General features: G+C 69.9%; 4 protein-coding genes. All 4 read left to right on the top strand.

All coding sequences use genetic code 11. The annotated features are described in order from the left end of the window. The first annotated feature begins 104 nt into the window (after nt 1-104). On the top strand, nt 105-935 hold the full coding sequence (locus tag ACXVUM_RS03445; RefSeq protein WP_458520469.1) for a glycosyltransferase: 831 nt from the start codon (nt 105-107) through the stop codon (nt 933-935). Between the two features lie 26 nt (nt 936-961). Further along, nucleotides 962-2,203, top strand: coding sequence for a DUF1972 domain-containing protein (locus ACXVUM_RS03440; protein ID WP_458520468.1), 1,242 nt, complete (start codon nt 962-964; stop codon nt 2,201-2,203). 280 nt (nt 2,204-2,483) lie between these two features. Next, on the top strand, nt 2,484-20,210 hold the full coding sequence (locus ACXVUM_RS03435) for an amino acid adenylation domain-containing protein (RefSeq protein WP_458520467.1): 17,727 nt from the start codon (nt 2,484-2,486) through the stop codon (nt 20,208-20,210). Then, nucleotides 20,207-21,988 carry a DUF4012 domain-containing protein gene (locus tag ACXVUM_RS03430; protein ID WP_458520466.1) on the top strand — a complete coding sequence of 594 codons (1,782 nt, stop codon included), beginning with the start codon at nt 20,207-20,209 and terminating at the stop codon, nt 21,986-21,988. Before ACXVUM_RS03435 ends, ACXVUM_RS03430 begins: the two co-directional genes overlap by 4 nt. Nucleotides 21,989-22,002 lie beyond the last annotated feature (14 nt).

The raw sequence follows: 22,002 nt of genomic DNA, 5'->3' as shown, positions 1-22,002 counted from the left end.
CACGGGTGCCCGGAAATGTGCTCGTTGTCGAGAGCCGTGTGTGGCCACAGGCGCTGAACGCGTGGCTTATTCTTCCGATAGTGAGACGCCGCTACAGAGCCGACTTGATCTTGTCGCAGAATTTTTCACCACTTGGTGGAGCGTCGGCGGTATTTATTCATGACTTAATGTTCGTTGAGCATCCGGAGTGGTTCGGCTTCCTGGAGCGGTTGTATTTTCGACTCATGCGTCGAATGAGGAATAATGTGAGACTTGTTCTAACCAGCTCGGAAACTGAGGTGGATAGGATTTCCTCCGTTCTTAGGGGGCGTGTTCCGGCCGCCGCGGTCGGGCTTGGTGTCGAAACTTTTACAGAAATCGCCAGTAGGCCGATACCCGGACTTGATCGTGGGAAATTTCTACTCACCGTAGGCCGCTTAAATGTCAGAAAAAATTTAGCAGGAACTATTCGTGCGGCTCAACTTTCCGGGCGGATCAAGCCGACATTTCCTCTGGTGGTGATAGGAAACCCGGATGGGATCCCTCCGCAATCTGTGGACGGACTCTCCAGCTTCGTGAGCGAAAGCGTACGATTCCTGAACGGAATTGGTGACGACCAGCTGAAGTGGGCTTACGAAAACTGCGCTGCTTTCGTGTTTTTGTCGTTAGATGAAGGGTTTGGGCTTCCTCCGCTCGAAGCTGCTGTTTTAGGCGCACCTGTTGTAGTCAGCGACATTCCTATTTTTCGAGAGACTCTTCGGGGGACGGTCGCCTGTAGCTGGGTTCCCCCAACGGATCCTGCAGCTGGCGCCGCGGCGATACGCGCTGCGCTCGATGGGCGCAAATCGGATGTTGCCACTGCACGTCAGCGCGAGAACTATGGGACAATTACTGCGCGCTATTCGTGGGCTGGCGTCGTGGAGTCGACCCGCCTTGAGATCCAAAAACGTATCTGAACCTTCACTGCGCAGGGAGTCCGAGATTGACCAGCTTTGCTCAAGGACAATCGTCGGAGTCTGCCGAGAGCCGTATTGGTGACCGCAAATTGCGAATCGCAGTCATCGGAAGCCGCGGCTATCCGAGTTACTACGGTGGTTTCGAGACGTTGGTCCGACGCCTCGCGCCTTACTTGGTCGATTGCGGTCACGGCGTCGTGGTTTTCGGTCGCCCAGGCGCCACGGAGGCGAGTAATGCGGAGCGTGACTCGAGAGTCGTGAGCAGGACTACGGCGGGTATCGAGCGCCGTTCGTTGAGTACGATGACCTACGGCTTGACTGCCGCAGTGGACCGTGAGGTTCGAGGCGTGGACGTCGCATTCGTTATGAATGTCGCGAACGGGTTTTGGCTTCCCATCCTGCGCCTCCGTGGGGTGCGGACAGTGGTTAACGTTGATGGACTCGAATGGCAGAGGGCAAAGTGGGGGCCCCTTGCCCGTTTTGTTTTTCGCTCTGGTGCCATACTGACCGCTCGATATGCTGATGAGTTGGTTTTCGATGCGCAGGCAATAGCTGACTATTGGCAAGAGAAATTTTCACGCACCGGTACCGTCATTCCGTACGGGGGTGACGTTGATTTCGATACTGTCAGCCCGTCGCCTTTCGCTCCCCGCTCGTACGTCCTTGTGGTCGCCCGTTTCGTCCCCGAGAACACGATTCCGGAGTTCCTTGACTCGGTAGAGGCGATTGCGGAACACGCGCACATCGTGATGGTTGGCTCGTCGGGATACGGAGGTCCACTCGAAGAACGCGTTCGGCTGCTGGATCGTGACAACAAAAATTTTACGTGGATGGGCCATGTGAAGGATGACCGACTCCTCTTCACGCTTTGGCAGCAATGTGGCGCCTACTTCCATGGGCACAGCGTCGGAGGAACCAACCCCGCACTGGTTCAGGCGATGGCGTGCGGCGCTCCAATCGTCGCGCGCGACACACCCTTCAATAGGGAGGTTCTCGGACACGCCGGCGTATTCGTGGCACCCAGCTCCTCGGAGATCGCAAATGGCGTGCGCAGCGTCGTAAGTTCCGAAACCCGGCGCGACGTTCTGTCCCGCGAAGCCCGGGCACGAGCTGCGACGCATTACTCATGGGTGGGCGTCTGCGATTCCTATCGAAAGTTGTTGACGTCTGCCGGTGAAGGCGAACGCGCGTGGAGGTTTAGGTCGGTAAGCGGACTTCGTGGCGGTTGGCGTCGCTCTATTTCGCGGGGCGCTACCGCCCGCAAGTGAAGGTCTTTTCTGGCGACTCGTTGCTCGGCATCTTGGTCAACAGACCTAAGGGATCGATTGGACGTCGCGAAAACTGTACGGGCACCTGCGGTGTAGTTGTTGGTCCGCCTAATCAGAAGGCCTCACCACGCAGAGGACGCGGTGCAATGCTCGGCTACGTGCGTGCTCCCTTTCCACATCGGTACGAAGGAGGTTCGAGTAGGTCAGATGTTTCACTTGAAGACCACCTTGCAGCAGACCCAGGGACGCGCCGGTTGACGTCCAACGGTGAGCGGAAGTCATGATGAGCATCACGTCGATGACTCAAGCCCAGCGCGCCCTTTGGGATTTGCATACGGCTTCGTCGGGAGCACCCGTAACCGTCGGCTACTACCTTTCCATGAATGGGCCGCTCGACACTGGGCTCCTCGGCCAGGTCGGGCGAAACTTCGTCGCTCGTCGGGCGACCCTGTTTCTGCGCTTCGAGGTGGGCATTGAGGGTGTCGTGATGGTGCACGACCCGTCACTTGACGATTCGAACATCACCTTGGACTTCCGCGGTGAGGCGGACCCGTTGGACGCCGCGCGGGAGTGGATGGCCGCGGATGCTGCGCGGCCTCTCGACCCGACGCGAGACCGGACAGCACTGTTCGGGCTATTGCGCATCGCCGAGGACCAGCGCCTCATTTACATGCGCGGTCACCACCTGGTAGCGGACGGCGTCGCTGCACTGCAGCTGCTTGACGAGTGGGGTCGTCTCTACACCGACGCGGTCGAGGGTCGGGAGCCGTCGTATCCGCCGGTGGAGGATTTCGGGCCGGCGCTCGAGGCCGACGCTGCGTACCTGACGTCGGCGCGGCGAGAGCGCGACCGGGCGTACTGGCGTGAGCAGCTCACCGGGGTACCGCCACCGCCGGACCTGAGTCGGCGCGCGGGACCGATCTCCGCGCGCACCCACCACATCAGCGGACTCGTGCCCCCGGCCACGTCGGAGGTGATTCGCCGTGTGGAGACCACCCACACAACGACGCTGCCTGCGATCGTCGGCACCGCGCTGACCATCTACCTGGCGCGGATTACCGGGGAACGAGACGTTCAGTTCGCGCTGCCCGTTGCAGCGCGAACTGTTGCAGCTCTGAAGAACACCCCGCTGCCGGTGTCGAACGTCGTCCCGATCCGCACGCAACTCACCGACGCGACCACCACCGGCGAGGTTTTGCGGGCAACGCAGGCGTCCATGCTCGGCGCCCTGCGTCATCAGCGCTACCGCTACGAAGACATCCGCGCCGACCTGGCTGCCGCCGGGACACCGGTACCCGCAACCCCCGGCGTGGCCGGCCCCGTCCTCAACCTCATGCTGATCAAGCCCACGGTCCGCTTCGGCGAGGCCACCGGCACCGTGCAGATCGTCAGCACCGGCCCCATCGACGACATCTCGCTCACCATCTACCCCCGCGCCGCCGTCGACGGCACCCTCGACACCCAGATCGACCTCGACGCGAACCCGAACCGCTACACCGAGGACGAGGCTCGGGCCCACCACGCCCGATTCCTCCGCGTCCTCGACGAGGTGTGCCACGCACTGCTCGACGCCCCCGACACCCTCGTCCTCGACCTGCCACTGCTCGACGAGACCGAGCGCCAGACGGTTGCAACCGTTGCCGGGCCCACGGCGCCGGAACCGACATCACTTGCGACGCTGACCCCCGAGGTCCCCGAGGCGACCGACCTCCGACGCGTCGGGGGAGTGGTCACCATCGAGCAGGGTCGTGGGGACGCGCAGACACGCGGCATCTGGGCCGCGACGCAACGGCCCGAGCCTCTGCTGATCCTCGATCCCGACCTCCCGACGGAGCGACGCCGACGCATCCTCCAACTCGTCGAGCAGGCCGCGCTGCCCATCTCGCCCGGCGTCGACCATCCCGACCTACCCGAGTACCTCGTCTTCACCTCCGGCACCACGGGGGAGCCGAAGGGGGTCGTCGTCCCGCGGCGGGGGATCGGGGCGCTCGTCGAGGAGCTGCGGTCACGCTTCCCCGTGACCGGAACCGTGCGCGTCGCGCAGCTCGCAGCGCCGGCGTTCGACGCGACGATCTTCGAGCACGTGCTTGCCGCGGCGCTCCGCGGAACGCTGGTGCCGGCACCGCCCGGGACGCTGGTGGGCCCGGCGCTCGCCCGATTCCTCAACGAGCAGCACATCACCCACGCCGTCATCACGCCGACCGTCCTCGCGACCATCGCCCCCGACGACCTGCAGCCCGGAATCGTCGCCACGCTCATGACCGCCGGCGAGGCACTGCCGGCGGGGCTCGCCGCGACATGGGCTCGCGGCCGCGACCTCCACAACCTCTACGGCCCCGCCGAGACCACCATCATGGCGACCGCCGCGCGCATCGCTCCGAACGACGACGGCGTCGTCGAGCCGACCATCGGGCGGCCGATCGTCGGGGCCAGCGTGCACGTCCTCGACGCGCGGTTGCGCCCCGTCCCACCCGGCGCGCCCGGTGAGCTGTACGTCGCCGGCCCGTCGCTCGCCCTCGGCTACCTCGGTGACACCGCCGACACCGCAGCACGATTCGTCGCCGATCCGTTCCTTCCTGAACAGCGGATGTACCGGACCGGCGACCTCGTCGCGTGGGACCACGACCTCACCGGACTCGCCTACCTCGGTCGTGCCGACAGTCAGGTGCAGATCCGGGGTGTCCGCGTCGAACTCGCCGAGATCGAGTCGAATGCAACGCTCCACCCCGACGTCGACGCGGCGGCGGCCACCGTCGTCGACGACACCGTGGTCCTCTACGTCGTCACCCGATCGCCGACGACGGTCCGTCCCGGTCTCCGCCGCCTCTTCGCCGACCGCCTCTCGCCGGCGATGTGGCCGTCGCAGATCCTCGTGGTCGACCACCTGCCCGTCACCGGAACCGGCAAAATCGACCGCGACGCGCTCGCCGGTCTCAGCCCTCTCGACGTGGAGCCGCCGCACCTCCCGCCCGCCACTGCCACCGAGCGGGACGTCGTCGCCGCGGTCTCCGAGGTGCTCGGTGTCACCGCACCGTCGGTCGCGGCCGACATCGTCGACCTCGGCGCCACCTCGCTCAACGCCACCGAGATCGCGACCGCCCTGGCGCGGCGAACCGGAAAGTCCATCACCGTCCGCGACGTCCTCGCCGCGGTATCGTTGCAGGAGTTGGCCACTCACATCGACGGCGCCGCGTCGGCCGACGTGCCGCACCGGCCGGACCGACCGCCGGCGTCTCCGCAACAGACCGCGATGGTGGTCTCGGCACGTCTGTCCCCCGAGTCGACGGCCGAGGTGCTCGTCGGATCGGTCACCCTGCGCGGCGACGCGACCGACGCCGTAGCAGTACGCGCCGCGGTCGCCGATGTCGTCGCACGCCACGAGATCCTGCGAACCGTCGTCCGGGTCGGCGCCTCGGGGGAGCTGTGGCAGGACGTCGTGTCGACCGACGAAGCGATCGCGGCAGTCCTCGTCGATGACGCCCCCGACGCACGCGCGGTGACGGATCCCACCATGTCCGTGCCCGTGCGGGTCTCGATCCACGAGCACGATGACTCCCTCGTCATCGCCGTTGCTGCGCACCACGCGCTCGTCGACGACGTGTCCCTCGACGTCCTCGCCGCAGACCTGGCAGCCGCGTACGCCGCGCGGCGGGCAGGGACGGCTCCGGAGTGGGGCGACCACCCGCTGCAGTACGCCGACGCAACCGCGATGCTGGCCACTGCACTGGGTGACCCGTCCGATCCCTCGTCGCACTACTCCCGTCACCGCGTTTGGTGGGCCGAGACTCTCGCCGACCTTCCGGCCCGCCCACGCCTCCCGGCACCGACAGGTCCTGTCGGGACTGGGGCGAGCCAGGTGTCGACGACGGTGCCCGCAGCGCTGCTCCCCGACGACACCTATCCCGCTGTCCACGCCGCTGTCGCCGCGGTCATCGCGCGGTTCACCGGCAGCCTCGACCTCACGCTCACGACGGTCCACTCCGGTCGCGACCTGCTGCCGGCGCGACCCGCGATCGGGATGTTCGTCAACCCCGTCGCGGTGCGCACGCGCCTGAACCCCGCGATCACTCACCGCGCGATGGTCGCCGAGGTGTCCGCAGCCGTCCGCGAAGCGCGATTGCACGGCGACATCCCCGTCGCTGACGTCGCGCGTGCCGTCGAACCGACCCGCGCACCTACGACGGCGCCGCTGTCGGACGTGCTCATCAGCTACCGCGGCGTCGACCGGATCGCTTCCGCTGCCAGACGGTTCGGGCTCGAGATCGAGGTCCACGAGGAACCGGCCCGCGACCCCCGGGTCCCGCTGCAGTGGAACCTCGATCGTCACGCCGACAACCTGCACGTCACGCTCACCTACGACACCGCTGTGCTCGACGCACCGACCGCCGCGGCGATGGTCGACGCCGTTGGGTATGCGATGACGGTGGCCGCGTCTGCCCCGGATGCCCTACTGCACGAGCTGGTCCCGGGAACGTCGTGGGAGTCGTCGGTCGCGGTGACTCCGGAGCGGAACGTTGTCGATGTGGTGCTCGCGACGGCGTCGACCACCCCGGATGCCATCGCACTGTCCGATGGCGAGGTGCGCTATCGCTACGCCGATGTGGTCGACGCCGCACGGGCCATCGGATCCGGCCTGGCGGCACTGGGGGTCGGCCCGGGCGATCGGGTGGCCGTCGCACTACCTCGGAGCGGGCATGCGGTCCTCGCACAGCTCGGCGTCCAGATGACCGGCGCCGCCTACGTTCCCGTCGACGTCACGCTCCCGCCTGCGCGTATCGCCGCCATCCTCGACGACGCCGCTCCCGCGGTGGTGCTGGGCGCTGTCGACGGTCACCGGTCGGTGGGCCTCGACGATCTCGTGGGCGATCCGGACTGGCAGCCGGTGCCCGTACCCGCCGCGGCCGAGGCGTATGTCATCTTCACCTCCGGCTCGACAGGTCGCCCCAAGGGCGTGTCGGTAAGCCACCGCGCCGTCGTCGCCATGCTCGACGGCGTCGCCGAGACCTATGGCCCCGACGACGTGTTCAGCTGCGTCCACTCGCTGTCCTTCGACTTCTCCGTCTTCGAGATCCTCGCCCCCTGGCGCGTCGGCGGTTCCGTTGTCCTCGCCGACACCGAGACCGCGCGCGATCCCGCCGCGCTGTGGCGATTCGTGCAGGACAACCGGATCACGGTGCTCTCGCAGACTCCGGCGGCGTTCGAGGCGCTCGCTGCGTACGCGTCGACGCAGCAGGAGGTCTTCGGTCCGCGGCACATCGTGTTCGGAGGTTCGGCGCTCTTTCCTGACCGGCTCAAGCGATTCGATTCCACCGCCGGGACCGGTCCGTCGTTCGTCAACATGTGGGGCATCACCGAGGGCGCGGTGCACGTGACGTCGACGCCGGTGGACGTCGCCGACAGCCGGTCACTCATTGGGGAACCACTGCCCGCGATGGCGATCGCGATCCTCGACGCGACGCTGCAGCCTGTGCCCGTCGGGGTGTGGGGCGAGCTGTACATCTCCGGCGCGCAGCTCGCCGACGGGTATGTCGGGCCGACCGCGCGTTCCGCGGAACGGTTCGTCGCAGCACCCGGCGGAATGCGCATGTATCGCACCGGTGACGTCGTGCGGCGCACCCACGACGGGAACGTCGAATACCTCGGGCGCTCGGATGACCAGGTGCAGCTCCGCGGCTTCCGCGTCGAACTGGCCGAGGTGGAGGCGGCGCTTCGTGCGGTGCCCGGCGTCGTCGATGCTGTTGCGTCCGTGTCGGGGGCGGATCGGTCCGACGGAGGCGTGCTGGTCGCGCATGTGATCGCTGACGAGGTCAGCCCGACGGAGATTCTTGCCTCTGCCGCTGGGCAACTCCCGTCGTACGCCGTGCCATCCCGAGTCGTCCTCGTCGACTCCTGGCCGCTGACCTCGTCGGGGAAGATCGACCGCGCGGCGCTCCCGATGCCCGTCTCCGGTCCGGTGGTGCCACTGAGCGACGACGGGTCGGAGCATCTGTCGGCCGTGCGTGCGGTGGTCGGCGGGGTACTGGGACTCGAGCCGTCGGCGATCGATCCCGCGGCCTCGCTGCTCGACCTCGGGGCACAGTCGTTGTCGTACATGCACATCGCGGTCGGCCTCGCGTCCGCGACGGGGAAGCAACCGGCGGTTCGGGATCTCGTCACCGCGCCCACAGTGGGCGCGCTCGCCGAGGTGGTCGCGGCTGCGCCGGCGGTCGTCGACCCGATCGGTGGTGCACCGCGCGAATACATGCCGACGTCGCAGCAACGGGGACTGTGGTTCCTGCACCGCGTCGTACCGGATTCGACCGTCTATCACCTTCCCGTCCGCATCGATCTGGACCCCGCCGTCGGTCTGGACGTGATCCGTTCGGCCGCGCTCGACGTGGCGGCCCGCCACGAGATCCTGCGGACCGTCCTTCTCGACCGCGACGGAGCACCGAGCGCGCGGGTTCTCCCACTGTCCGACGCGGCAGCCCACGTCGACGCCGCCGTGGCGGGCAGGCAGACCGTCGGGCCCGACCTCGTCGAGACCGCCGTCGACGACGCTGTCCGCGCGCCGTTCGACCTGGGTGCGGCGCCGGGATGGCGAATTCATCTGTGGGACATCGAGGACGACGGTGTGGTCACGGCGCGGGTGCTCGTCGTCGTCGCACACCACGCGGTCGTCGACGGGTGGTCGGTGCAGATCCTCGGCCGCGACGTCCTGACCGCACTGACCGCGCGCGTTGACGGACGCGCCCCCGACTGGCCGGATGCGGCGCCGCCCTACAGCGCGTTCGCCGAGCGTGCGGCGCAGCATGGTTCGGTGTCATCGGAGGTTCTGGACCACTGGCGGGCCACGCTGGACGGCGCACTGACACACCTGTCGTTGCCGCGCCCGTCGACGGCAGCCGGGCCGGGGCCCGAGCCCTCCGAACATCTCGAGGCGACCCTGGCTTCGGATGTGCGTGACCGGGTGATCGCACTCGCCGACGCCTGCGGCGCGACACCGTTCCACCTGGTGCACGTCGCGTTGACTCGCGTGCTCGCCGGGATCGTCGGTGAGAGCGACATCGTCGTCGGCGTCCCGACCGCCGGACGGGACAGCGCCGCCGATCTCGGCGCCGTCGGGATGTTCGTGCGGATGGCGGTGCTGCGCACCCGTCTCGACGCCGACACGTCGGTGCGACAGGCGGTCTCGTCGAGCGCGTCGACATTGGGGACCGCGACGGGTCCGCTGGCGATCGACTACGAGGACCTCGTCACCGGGCTCGCACCCACGCTCGGCAGCGGTCGGCAGCCTTACCTCGACGTGATCGTCGCCTACGCGGAGAACACCGTGGACGCGACCGTCGCACTCGAGGGGCCGGTCCGATCGGTCAGCCCGCTGCGCGTACCGCATGCGCGGGTGCCCCTCGAGTTCACGATCACCGACGCCACTGACGGGCTCGAGGTGGTCCTGACCGTCGGCCTGTCGAGCGTCGATGTGAGCGCGGCGCAGCGCATCCTCGACGACATCGTCGCGACACTCGGGGCGCTCGCCGAAGCCGGGCCGGATACGAACGTCGACTCTCTTGTCCCTCGCGGAGACGACGGGCGGTTGAGTGGGCCGCCTGTCGGTACCGTTCTCGATCCGATCGCCGTGTTCCGCGAGCACGCGCAGAGGTCGCCGTCGTCGGTGGCGGTGATCGACGGGGACCGTCGCGTCGAGTACGGCGAACTGGCCGCGTCGGTCGACGAGTTCGTCGAGTCGTTTCGGCGGTACGGGGTCGGACCGGGGTCGCGGGTGGTAGTCACCGGTACGCGGTCGGCCGCGATGCTCGCCGTCATGCTCGCGGTCCACGAGGTGGGCGGTACCTGGGTCCCGATCGATGCGTCGTACCCGGCGCAGCGACAGGCGGAGATCACCGACGCGGTGTGGCCCGCGCTGCCCATCGTGATCAGTCCCGATCCCGACGGTGCGGTGTTCGGGGCGCAGGTGCGGATGTACACGCCGATGGGCGTGGTGCCGACGTCGCCCCGGCCGATCTCCGACGCGCTGCCCGCCTACATCATCCACACGTCCGGGTCGACGGGGACACCCAAAGGTGTTGTGGTCACACGGTCCAACCTCGCGTCGATGTTGTCGGCGACGCTGCCGCTGGTTGACGGGTCGCCGTCGGATGTGTGGACGTGGACGCACTCACCGGCCTTCGACTTCTCGGTGTGGGAGACGTGGGGTGCGCTGACGACGGGCGGGTTAGTCGTCGTCGCGGACGGGGAAGCGGTGCGTGACCCGGCGGTGTTGTCGCGGCTGATCGACGACCACGGCGTCACCGTGCTGAGTCAGACGCCGACGGCGTTCGCCGGCCTGGCCGATCGCGGTGAGGAGCTGTCGTCGCTGCGGTGTGTGGTGTTCGGTGGTGAGGCGCTCGCGCCGTCGACGCTGGCGAAGTGGACCGCCCGACATCCGGATGTCCGGCTGCTCAACCTGTATGGGATCACCGAGACCACAGTGCATCTCACCCAGCAGGTGGTCGACACCGAGGACGTCCGCAGCGTGATCGGGTCACCGCTGCCCGGGATGGCGGTCCTGGTGCTGGATGCGCGTCTGCGGCCGGTGCCCGTCGGGGGACGGGGCGAGCTGTACGTCGTCGGGCCGCAGGTCGCCGACGGGTATCTCGGCGAGCCCGGGCGGACGGCCGAGCGGTTCGTCGCCGGACCCGACGGGCAGCGGATGTACCGGGCCGGTGACCACGTCCGACGCATCGACGTCAACCGCCTGGAATACCTCGGACGCACCGACGACCAGGTCCAGATCCGTGGATTCCGTGTCGAACTGGGGGAGGTGACCGCCGCACTCCGATCGGCCGCGGACGTCACCGACGCGCGGGCTGTGGTGCGGCCCGGGCCGCGTGCGGGCGACGAGACCCTGGTCGGGTTCGTCGTCGGGGCGGTCGACACCGAGGAGGTCCGGACGCACGTCGCACAGGTGGTGCCGGCGCAGGCCGTGCCGGCGCTGGTGGTCGCCGTTCCGTCCTGGCCGCTGACGCCGACCGGCAAGGTCGACACCGAGGCGCTGCTGCGCGCGGCCGCGGCGTCGATGCCGTCGACCCGCCCGCTGACCCCGCAGGAACAGGTCGTCGCGGCCGTCGTCGCCGATCTCACCGGGGCAGACCTCGACGGACTCGGCCCGGGCAGCAGCTTTTTCGCGCTGGGCGGGTCGTCGCTGACCGCGGCGCGGCTGGCGGCGGCGCTGTCGGAGGTGGCGGGGACGACGGTGAGCGTGCGATCGGTGTTCGACCACCCCACCGTCGCGGCGCTGGCCGGGCTGATCGACGCCGGGCAGGACGTCGGTGTGGTGCCGGTCCCCGGGCCGGTGCCCATGCCGCGACCCGATCGGCTGCCGCTGACGCCGCAGCAGGAGGAGATCTGGCTGCAGTGGACCCTGCATCCCGACGACACCGGGTATCACCTCGTCGCCGCGGTCCCGGTGGACGACACCGTGGCCGCGATGCTGCGCGACGAGGAGTCCCGCGCTGCCGTCGTCGAGCGGGTGCGTGCGCTGCTCGCGCGGCATGACGCGCTGCGGACGCGGTATCCCGTCGACGACCTCGGGCCGCGGCAGGAACTGGTCGACGTCGACGACGTCGTCGTCGATCTGACACCGCGGCGGGGTGACGACGTCGTCGGCGTGGTCGCCGAGGTGCTCGCCCCGTTCGACCTCGCGGCGTATCCCCCGTGGCGTGTGCGCGTCGCCGACACCGGGAACGGGATGGTGATCGGTGCGGCGATCCACCACATCGCCGCCGACGGGCACGCGATCGCCGTTCTCGAGCGGGAGATCGTCGCGCTGACGTCGTCGGACGACCTGCCCTCGGGCTCTGTCGATTTCGCGTCGTACACGCAGTGGTACCGATCGATGCTGACCGCGCGCGCCGACGACCTGCACCGCTTCTGGGGTCACGTGTTCGCCGAGCCGATCCAACCCATCCGGCTGCCGGGGGTCGCGTCGAGCGTGGGTGAGCGGTCCGGAGAGCCGAGTGCGATCGCGGTCGCGGTGCTTTCTGAGGTGCAGGAGTTGCGCGAGTGGGCGATCCGGCACCGGACGACCGTGTTCATCGCCGTCCACGCAGCGCTCGCATCGGTGATCGCGCGGCGGAGTGCCTCGCGCGACGTGGTCATCGGGACGGCGACGTCGGGCCGGGTCGACGCGGCGATCGCCGACACCGTCGGGATGGTCGCGCGTACCGTCCCACTGCGCACCGAGATCGACGTCGACCGGCCGTTCGTCGAGGTTGTCGGGGACGTCACCGCGACCGATCTCGACGCCTTCGCGCATGCGGATCTGCCGGCCGCGGATATCGCCGCCATCGCCGACCCCGACCGCTCGACGGCCGGTCGCGCCCTGACCTCCATCGTCCTGTCCGACCTGATGGCCGATCGGGAGCGGAGCCTCGCGCTCTCGACCGACGTCGAGGCACTCGCCCGCACCGGCCTGCTGCGCACCGTGTTCGGCCTCGACTTCTCGGTCGCGACCACCGACGCGGGCCTGCGGATCGCACTGGTCCACCGCCCGTCGACCGTCGACGAGACCGTCGCGCAGGGCCTCGTCGACGACGTCGTCGCGGTCCTCTCCTCCGCGCTCTCGCACCCCGATGTGCCTGTCGGGGAGATCCTCGTCGCCCCAACCGCCCAACGAACGTCCGTAACCGCCCAACGAACGTCCGTAACCGCCCAACCGACGTCTGGAAGCGCCCAACGGACGTCCGGAAGCGCCCAACCGACGTCTGGAAGCGCCCAACCGACGGGGGTGGGTGTGCAGGTCGGCGAGGGGACAATGGGTGGGATCCTCGCCGCCTCGGCCGCTGTACACCCCGACGCTGTCGCACTGGTCGACGGCGACTGGGTCCTCACCTACGCGGAGGTCGACGCCCGGGCGCGGGCGATCGCCGGTGCCCTGCGAGTGCGTGGCATCGGTCGTGGGGACGTCGTCGCGTTCCACGCGCCGCGGTCGATATGGTCGGTGCTCGCTCTGTGGGGGATCAGCTACGCCGGGGCGGGGTTCCTCGCCCTCAACCCCGCCGACCCCGCGGCCCGCCGCACCCGGATCCTCGCCGACGCAGCGCCACCCGTCGTCCTCACCGCGCCCGGTCACCCCGCCGACGATCTCGTGGGTGTGCTCGACGACGCCATCGTCCTCACGCTCGACCAGGCCGTCGACCACCCGTCGCCGATCGCCGAGCCGGTGCCGGTCGGGCCGGACGACCTCGCCTACGTCATCTTCACCTCCGGATCCACCGGCGCCCCGAAGGGTGTCGTCGTGTCCCATCGCGGCATCGGTCCGCTGGTCGCGACGATGCTCGCCGGGACCGGCATCGGACCCGACGCCGTACAACTCCTCACCTACGCACCGTCGTTCGACGCGCACATCGTCGAGCTGCTGACCGGTGTCGCCGGCGGCGGACGCATGGTGATCTGCCCGCACGACGTCATCGGCGGCGACGCGATGGACGACCTCATCGTGTCCGCCGGCGTGACCGTCGTGTACTCGACGCCGGCCGTCCTGGGAACCCTCGATCCGCAACGGCTGCACACGGTCACCCTGATGGCGATCGGCGGCGAGGCCATCCCGCAGCGGATCGCCGAGGTGTGGGCGCCGGGCCGCCGGCTGGTCAACCTCTACGGCCCCACCGAGACCACCGTCGTCGTCACCGCCGACATGGACATGGAGGCGGGACCGGTCGACATCGGGACGCCGGTGCTCGGATCCGACGTCGTCGTCCTCGACACCAGGCTCCGCCCCGTCCCCGACTTCACCGTCGGCGAGCTCTACGTCCGCGGGGAGGCGCTCGCGCGCGGATACCTCGGTCGGCCCGACCTGACCGCCGAGCGGTTCGTCGCCGACCCACGGCACCCCGGGGCGCGCATGTACCGCACCGGCGATCTCGCCCACCGACGCGCCGACGGCACCCTCGTCACCCATGGCCGCACCGACGCCCAGCTAGCGGTCCGAGGCCTCCGCGTCGAGCCGGCGGAGATCGACGCCGCGCTGGTCGCCGTCCCGGGCGTCCGCGACGCGGTCTCCGACCTGCACCGGCCGGCGTCGGGCGGAGATGTGCTGGCCGCGTGGGTGGTTCCCGACGACCCGGACGACCCCCCGGCGGCCGACGAGATCCGCCGGGAGCTGCGGGAGATGCTCCCGCGGGGGATGGTGCCGGCGCTGATCACGATCGTCGATGACCTGCCGCGCACCGCGAACGGGAAACTCGACCGCCGAGCGCTGCCCGTGCCGGCGGTACCCCGTGGACGCGTCGCGCGGACCCCGACCGAGCTGGCGATCGTCGCCGTGTGGTCGGAGGTCATCGGTGTCGACGCCGAGACCATCGACACCGGAACGGATTTCTTCGCGCTCGGCGGGTCGTCGTTCACGGCCACCCGGGTGGTGGGCCGACTGCGGGAGGCGACGGGACGTGACGTCACCATCCGACAGATGTTCGACGCCCGCACCGTCGCCGATCTCGCCGCCGACCTCGACGCGATGCCCGCCGCCGACGCGCGGGGTGTCCGCCCGGTCCACCTGCCGACCCCGGCGAGCACGCCGCTCGCTTACCCGCAGCGGCGGATGTGGTTCCTCAACCGACTCGACCCGGACTCGACCGCCTACACGGTCCCGCTCGTCGCGCGGATCGTCGGAACCGTCGACGTCGAGCGCATCCGGCGGGCGGTCCGGCGCGTCGTGGTGCGGCACGAGAGTCTGCGCACCGTCTACCCCGACACCCCGGACGGGCCCCGGCAGGTGGTGCTGGCAGCCGACGATGTCGACCTGCCGGTGGTGCTGCACGCCGACTCCGATGACGTGATCACCCAGTTCGTCACCGCGCCGGTCGATCTCATCAGCGCGACCGCGTTCCGGGCCGCACTCGTCGAGCGGGACGGCGCGTGGCTCCTGGTGGTGGTCATGCACCACGTCGCCGTCGACGGATGGTCGCTCCGCACGCTGCTCGCCGACCTGGCCACCGCCTACACCACCGACAGTGATCTGCCCGCACCGGAACTCACCTACATCGACGTGACCCGCTGGCAGCTAGGGCGTCTCGGCGACCCGGACGACCCCGACTCCGACTACGCACGGCAGCTGGAGTTCTGGCGACGCAGTCTGGCCGGTGCGGGCGAGCCGCTGAGGCTGCCCGGACACGACGACGCGCGGACCGGTGACGGCGGGCGGGTCACCGTCGCTCTTCCCGACGACGTCACCGCCGCGCTCACCACCCTCACCCAAGAGGTCGGCGCGACCGTCTTCCATGCGGTGCACGCCGCGGTGGCCACGGTTCTCGGACGGTGGAGGGACGGGACGGACGTGTCCGTCGGAGCCCCGGTGCTCGGCCGTCCGGATCCGGCGATGGAGCCGGTGGTCGGCATGTTCGTCAACACGGTGGTGCTGCGGACGGCACTGGACCCGGCGGCGTCGGTGCGCGACACCCTGGCAGCAGTGCGCGATACCGACCTCGCCGCGATGGCCCACGACGGCGTGCCGTATGACGCCGTCGCCCGTGCGGTTCGGCCGGATCACCGTGGCCGCCACGATCCGCTCGTGTCGGTGCTCGTGGTCCAGCAGGAGGCCCGGGCTGTCGTGGACCCGGCGCTGGTCAGCGAGGGGATCACGCTGGGGGACAGTCGGGTCGAGCCGATCGGCGACATCGACACCCTGGTGGCGTCGAAGTTCGACGTCGAGGTGGTGCTCGCGCCACAGCCCGACGGTGGACTCCAGCTGATCGTCCTCCACACCGCGGCGGTTCCCGCATCGACGGCACAGACGCTTGCCGACCACGTCGTCACGCTGCTCACCGCCGCCGTTGAGACGCCGGGTGAGCCGTTCCCGCTGACCGACGACGGACTGACCGCACTGGCGCCGTCCGTTGCTGTCGCGGAGGTGTCACCGTCGGACTCCGGCGGTGCAGGCGTCGACACCGACATCGTGCGTGCGGTGTTCGCCGAGGTGCTCGACGTCGAGGCGGTCGGCCCCGACGACGACTTCTTCGCGCTCGGCGGGACGTCGTTGGCGACGACGCAGGTGGTCGCGGCGCTGGCCCGTCGGACCGGTCGTCGGGTGCCGGTGTCGGAGGTGTTCGCGCATCCGACGGCCGCGGGGCTTGCGTCGGCGCTCACGACGACGCCGTCGTCCGACGCGGGTGCGGTCGCAGTGGCATTGGAGCGGGTGCTCGCAGCTGGACCCGTACGGGGACTGATCCCACTCAGCACGGTGCAACGTCGGATCTGGTTCGCGGACCGACTGCTTCGCGAGCAGGCGGCCACCGCGGTGTACGCCGTGCCTGTCGCGGTTCCGGTGCCGGCCGGTGTGGGCGAGCTCGAGGTGGCGGCCGCGGTGCGGGCCGTCGTCGACCGACACGCCCCTCTGCGGACCGTCTACCGCCTCGACGGTGATCGCCCGTATCAGGCTGTCGTGCCGTCGTTCACGCCGTCGGTGCCGACCGTCGACCTGGGTGTCCGGACCTGGCGGGAGGCGATCGCCGACCCTCCCGCGGACCTGATGGCGCATCTCGCGGCGCCGTTCGACATCGCCGCCGCGCCCCCGGTACGTGCAGCGCTGGTCGTCGCCGGTGACGACCGCCTGTTGGTGCTGGTGGTCCACCACATCGCGCTCGACGGGCAGTCCGTCGGGCTGCTCGTCCGTGACCTCGCCGACGCGCTCGCCGGGCGTTGGCTGGCGCCGCTCGACGTGACGTATCCGCAGTGGGCGGTCGCGGAGCAGTCTGTGCCGGCAGCGGTCCGGGCCGCCGAGCGGGCCCGTGTGGTGACCGCGCTGGACGGGTACTCCGGTGTGCTCGACGTCCCCACCGATCGGCCGCGGACCGGCGACCGATCGTTGCAGACCGCGGCGGTGCGGGTGTCGTTGGATCCCGCCGTTGCCGACGCGATCGACGCCCGGGCACGCACCGCAGGTGTGACGCCCTTCCATCTGTGGCATGCAGCGCTGGTGCTGATGCTCGCGACGACCACCGGGACCGACGACGTCGCCGTCGGGACGCCGGTGTCGTTGCGATCGGAGCCGGAGATCGCTGCCGTGGTCGGGATGTTCGTCTCGACGGTGGTGTTGCGGACCCGCCTCGACGGTGGAGTCGCCACCGTGTCCGATCTGCTCGCGCTGGTTCGTGATGAGGACACCGCGGCGATCGGGGCGACGCTTGTCGGGTTCGACGAGGTGGTCGCCGCGGTGCGGCCACCCCGCGACCCCGGGCGTCATCCGCTGGTGCAGGTGCTGCTGTCCCTTGCCCCGGATGTGCTGCCTGCGTTGCCGATCGGTGTGACCGATCTCGACGAGGTCGTGTCGGCGCCGTCGGAGTTCGACCTGCAGTTCACCGTCGCGCCGGACGGGACCGCGATCGTCACCTACGCCGACGCCCTGTTCGACCGGACGACCGCCGAGGCGCTCGGCGATCGCTGGCTGCGCGCGGTGACCGCGCTGGTGATCGCTGACGGCACCGGACCGCTGGACGCGATCGACCTCCGCAGCCCGGCCGAGGTGGCCCGCGACGCCGTCGACCGATCGGTGCTCGACATCCGCTCCGAGGTGACATTGCCGGGTGTGTTCGCCCGCGCGGCAGCGTCGTTCCCTGACGACATCGCCCTCGACGACGGGGAGATCACGCTGACCTACGCCGCGCTCGACCGCCGGTCGGCCGCCGTCGGCGCTGCACTCGTCGAGGCCGGTGTGCACCCCGGTGACCGCGTGGCGATGATGCTGCCGCGGTCGGTCGCGTCGGTGGTCGCGACGTGGGCGATCGTGCGCGTGGGCGCGGTGCTGGTCCCCGTCGACCCGCGGTTCCCGGCCGATCGGGTGTCGCGCATGGTCGCGATGACCGACGTCCGGGTGGCGATCGCCGACGGAGACGCTGCGGATCTCGTCGTGGTGGGTGTCGATGCCGAGAGGGGGGAAACCGCCTGGGCGACTCCGCCGGTCGACGCCCCGGCGTACGTCATCTTCACCTCGGGCAGCACCGGCGCGCCCAACGCTGTTGTCGTGACGCACCGGGGGCTGTCGCTGTTCGCCGATCCCATCGAGTCGGGCCTCGGCCCGCACGATCGTGTCGCGCTGATCGCCTCGCCCAGCTTCGACGCGTCGGTGCTGGAGATGGTCCGCGCCGCGGGGTCCGGCGCACGGTTGTCGGTGATCGCCGTCGATCGGGTCGGCGGGCGTTCCGGCACAGCAGAACTGGCACGGGCGGGGGTGACGTCGGCGTTCATGACGCCGACCGTGCTGGCCACGCTGGATCCCGACGCACTGCCCACGCTGCGGTCGCTGGAGGTCGGGGGTGAGGCGGTGCCGCCGGACCTGCTGCGGCGGTGGTCGGTCGGGCGCCGGGTGGCCGCGGCTTACGGGCCCACCGAGGCGACGATCCTCGTGTGCTGGTGGGAGTTCGACGACACCCCGACGCCCGGGCCGATGCTCGGTCGGCAGGGGGACAGCATCGGCGTCGCCGTCCTCGACCGGCGTCTCCGACCTGTGCCCGACGGCTGCGTCGGTGAGCTGTACCTTCTGGGACCCGCGCTGGCGCAGGGATACGCCGATCCGGCGCTCACCGCGTCACGGTTCCTCGCCGCCGACGACGGGCAGCGGATGTACCGCACGGGCGACCTCGTCCGACGCACACCCGCGGGACTGGCGTTCATCGGTCGCGCCGACCAGCAGGTCCAGATCCGGGGTGTGCGCGTCGAGCTCGGCGAGGTGGACGCCGCCGCGCGGGCTGTCGGGGTGGGGCGGTCGGTGACCGTGGTGGTCGCCGGGCCGTCGGGGGACACGTTGGTCACCTACGCCGTCACCGACCGGCCGGGTGCGCAGGTGCGGGAGGCGATGGCGGCTGTGCTGCCGTCGCACCTGGTGCCCGCCCAGGTGATCGTCGTCGACGGGTTGCCGGTGACGACGGTCGGCAAACTCGACGTGGCCGCACTGCCGACCCCGGTGTGGGCAGGGTCCGGTGACGCGCCGCAGACGCCCACCGAGGAGGCCGCCGTTGCGGTCTTCCGATCGGTGCTCGACGACGCGTCGATCGGTGTGCGCGACGACTTCTTCGCCGTCGGCGGCACCTCCCTCCAATTGATCCCCCTCGTCACCGCCCTGCGGGACCGTCTCGGGGTGGACGTCGGGTTGGCGGACGTCGTCGTGCACCCGACGCCGGCGGCGGTTGCCGCGTCGATCGACGCGGGCGAGCCGACCGGCATCCCCGACGAGATCGCAGTGCTGCTCCGCCACGTCGTCGACCTTCCCCCCCACCCCGCCGAGCGTGCCGAAACCGCCGCCGACCGGGCCGATACTCCGCTGTGGCTGGTCCATCCGGTGAGCGGTCTGGCGTCGATGTACGCCCCGCTCACGCAGACGCTGGGCGGGGGTGCCGTCGGGCTCCAGCTGCCCGACCTCCTCGACGGCGACGTGACCGCCCCGTCGACCATCGACGCGCTGGCGAAACGCCATCTCGCCGCGGTCCGCGAACGGCAGCCGCACGGCCCGTACCGCTTCGGCGGGTGGTCGGTGGGCGGCCAGATCGCGCACGCCATGGCGCGGCTGATCGTCGAGGCGGGCGAGACCGTCGATCTGTTGGTTCTCCTCGACGCGCGGGTGGGCGTCGACGTCGCGGGCACCGACGACGAGATCGCGACGATCGATGCCGCCACCGCCGACGCCCTCCGGGCCGCCGATCCGCACCGGTTCGCGAACTACGAGCGGCGGGTGGCGGCCCTCGCGCGATCGGCAGCCGCCTTCATCCCGGAGCCGACGACGGTCGCGCACACCGTGCTCGTCGTCGCCTCCGACACCTCCGACGATGCCGTCGACCGCTGGCGGGCCGCGGTACCCGGGCGGCTGACAGTGCTCGACGTCGCCGCGCCGCACGCAGAAGTGGGCGAGCCCGCGACGATGCGGGCGATCGGTGAGATGCTCGCAATCCAGACCGCCGAAACCGACGTGCCCGACACCCACACATCCGACACCGACACATCCGACACCGATCGGGCCGCCCGAGACGAGGGGACCGCATGACCGCCGAGACCACCGCGACGAGACGACCCCGTCGGCGTCGGCGCACCGTCCTCATCGTCGTGGCGGTGGTGCTGCTGATCGTGATCCTGGCGGTGGCGTGGATCGCCTATCGGGCGGTCTCGGTGAAGGGTGACCTCGAGACCGCCCGCACGCAGGCGAGTGCCGCCCGGGCGGCAGTTCTCGACGGTGACGTCGCCCGTGCCCAGCAGGCAGCGGCGTCGGCGGAATCGGCTGCGTCGAGCGCACACTCCGCCACGCACGACCCGGTGTGGTCGGTGGCGGCCGCCATCCCCGGACTGGGTTCGCCGCTGAAGTCGGTCAGCGACATCTCCGACGTCGTCTCCGACCTCTCGACGCAGGTGCTCAAACCCATCGCGACGCTGGCCACGACCCTCGACCCCAGCCGACTCCGCACCGGGGACAAGGGCATCGACACCACTCTGCTCGCCCAGAACCAGCAGCAGCTCGGGCAGATCGCCGACGCCGCCGACCGCATCGACGCCCGCGCGCAGGCGATCGACGGCTCGTGGCTGGGCCAGGTGTCCGACGCGCGGAAGCAGCTCGCGTCGCAGACGCAGAAGACGAGCCGGTTCATCCGCGGCACCGACACCGCCGCGCAACTCCTGCCGCCGATGCTCGGCGCCACCGAGACCCGTCGCTACTTCTTCGCCTTCCAGACCCCCGCCGAATCCCGCGCCACCGGTGGCCTTCTCGGTGCGTACGGGGTGATCAGCGCGCGGAACGGGCGGGTGAACGTCGACAACCTCGGGTCGAACACGACGCTGCGCGCACCCAGCCGGCCGATCGACCTCGGACCCGACTTCACCCTCAACTACGGCATCAGCCGCCCGTACACCGACTCGCGGAACAGCAACGCCAGCCCGCACTTCCCGTACGCCGCGCAGATCTGGATGTCGATGTGGCAGCAGCAGTCCGGGGAACGTCTCGACGGCGCACTGGCCACCGATCCGATCGCACTGAGCTACCTGCTGAAGGCGACCGGCCCGATCCGCCTCGACGACGGTGAACAGATCACCGCCGACACCGTCGTCCCCATCACCCTGTCGACGTCGTACCAACGGTTCGGCGGCGACAACCCGGCCCGCAAGGCCTACCTGCAGGAGATCGCGGCGAAGGCGATCACCACCATCAGCACGGCCCGCGGCAACACCGGCGGCGTTCTCGAGGCCCTCGGTCGCGCGGTCCACGAACGCCGCCTCATGATCTACAGCACCCGCCCGAACGAGCAGGCGCTGCTGGAGAAGTCGGGGCTCGCGCACACGGTGACGGAGACGACGGCGCCGTACGCGGAGGTCGCGATCGGCAACCTCGCCGGCAACAAGATCGACTACTACCTCAAGCGCGACATCACCTATCGCGCCCCGGCCTGCACCGGCAGCACCCGGGAGACGACGGTGACCGTGAAACTCACCAACACGCTGACGGACCTGTCGTTGCCGGCGTACGTGATCGGCGGACTCGGCAACCCCGACAAGCGCATCGCACCCGGGACCAACTACGCGAACATCACCCTCGACGCGACGAACGGGTCGGTGCTGAAGAGTGTGACCGTCGACGGTCAGCCGACGTTGTACGGCAGCGGAACCGAACTCGGGCATCTGCACGCCACCGCCCAGGCGCGGGTGAAGCCCGGCGCGACGGCCACCGTCGTGTTCACCCTCATCGAACCGACGTCGGCGAAGGGACCCGCCGTCGTGCCGGTGCAGCCGCTCGTCGACGACCCGACGATCACCGTCGACGTACCCCAGTGTCGATGACGGCGGTGCCGGTG

The organism is Williamsia sp. SKLECPSW1, from assembly GCF_054332755.1.
Note: the sequence above shows the minus strand (reverse complement) of the source record. Positions and strands in the feature narration are given on the sequence as shown.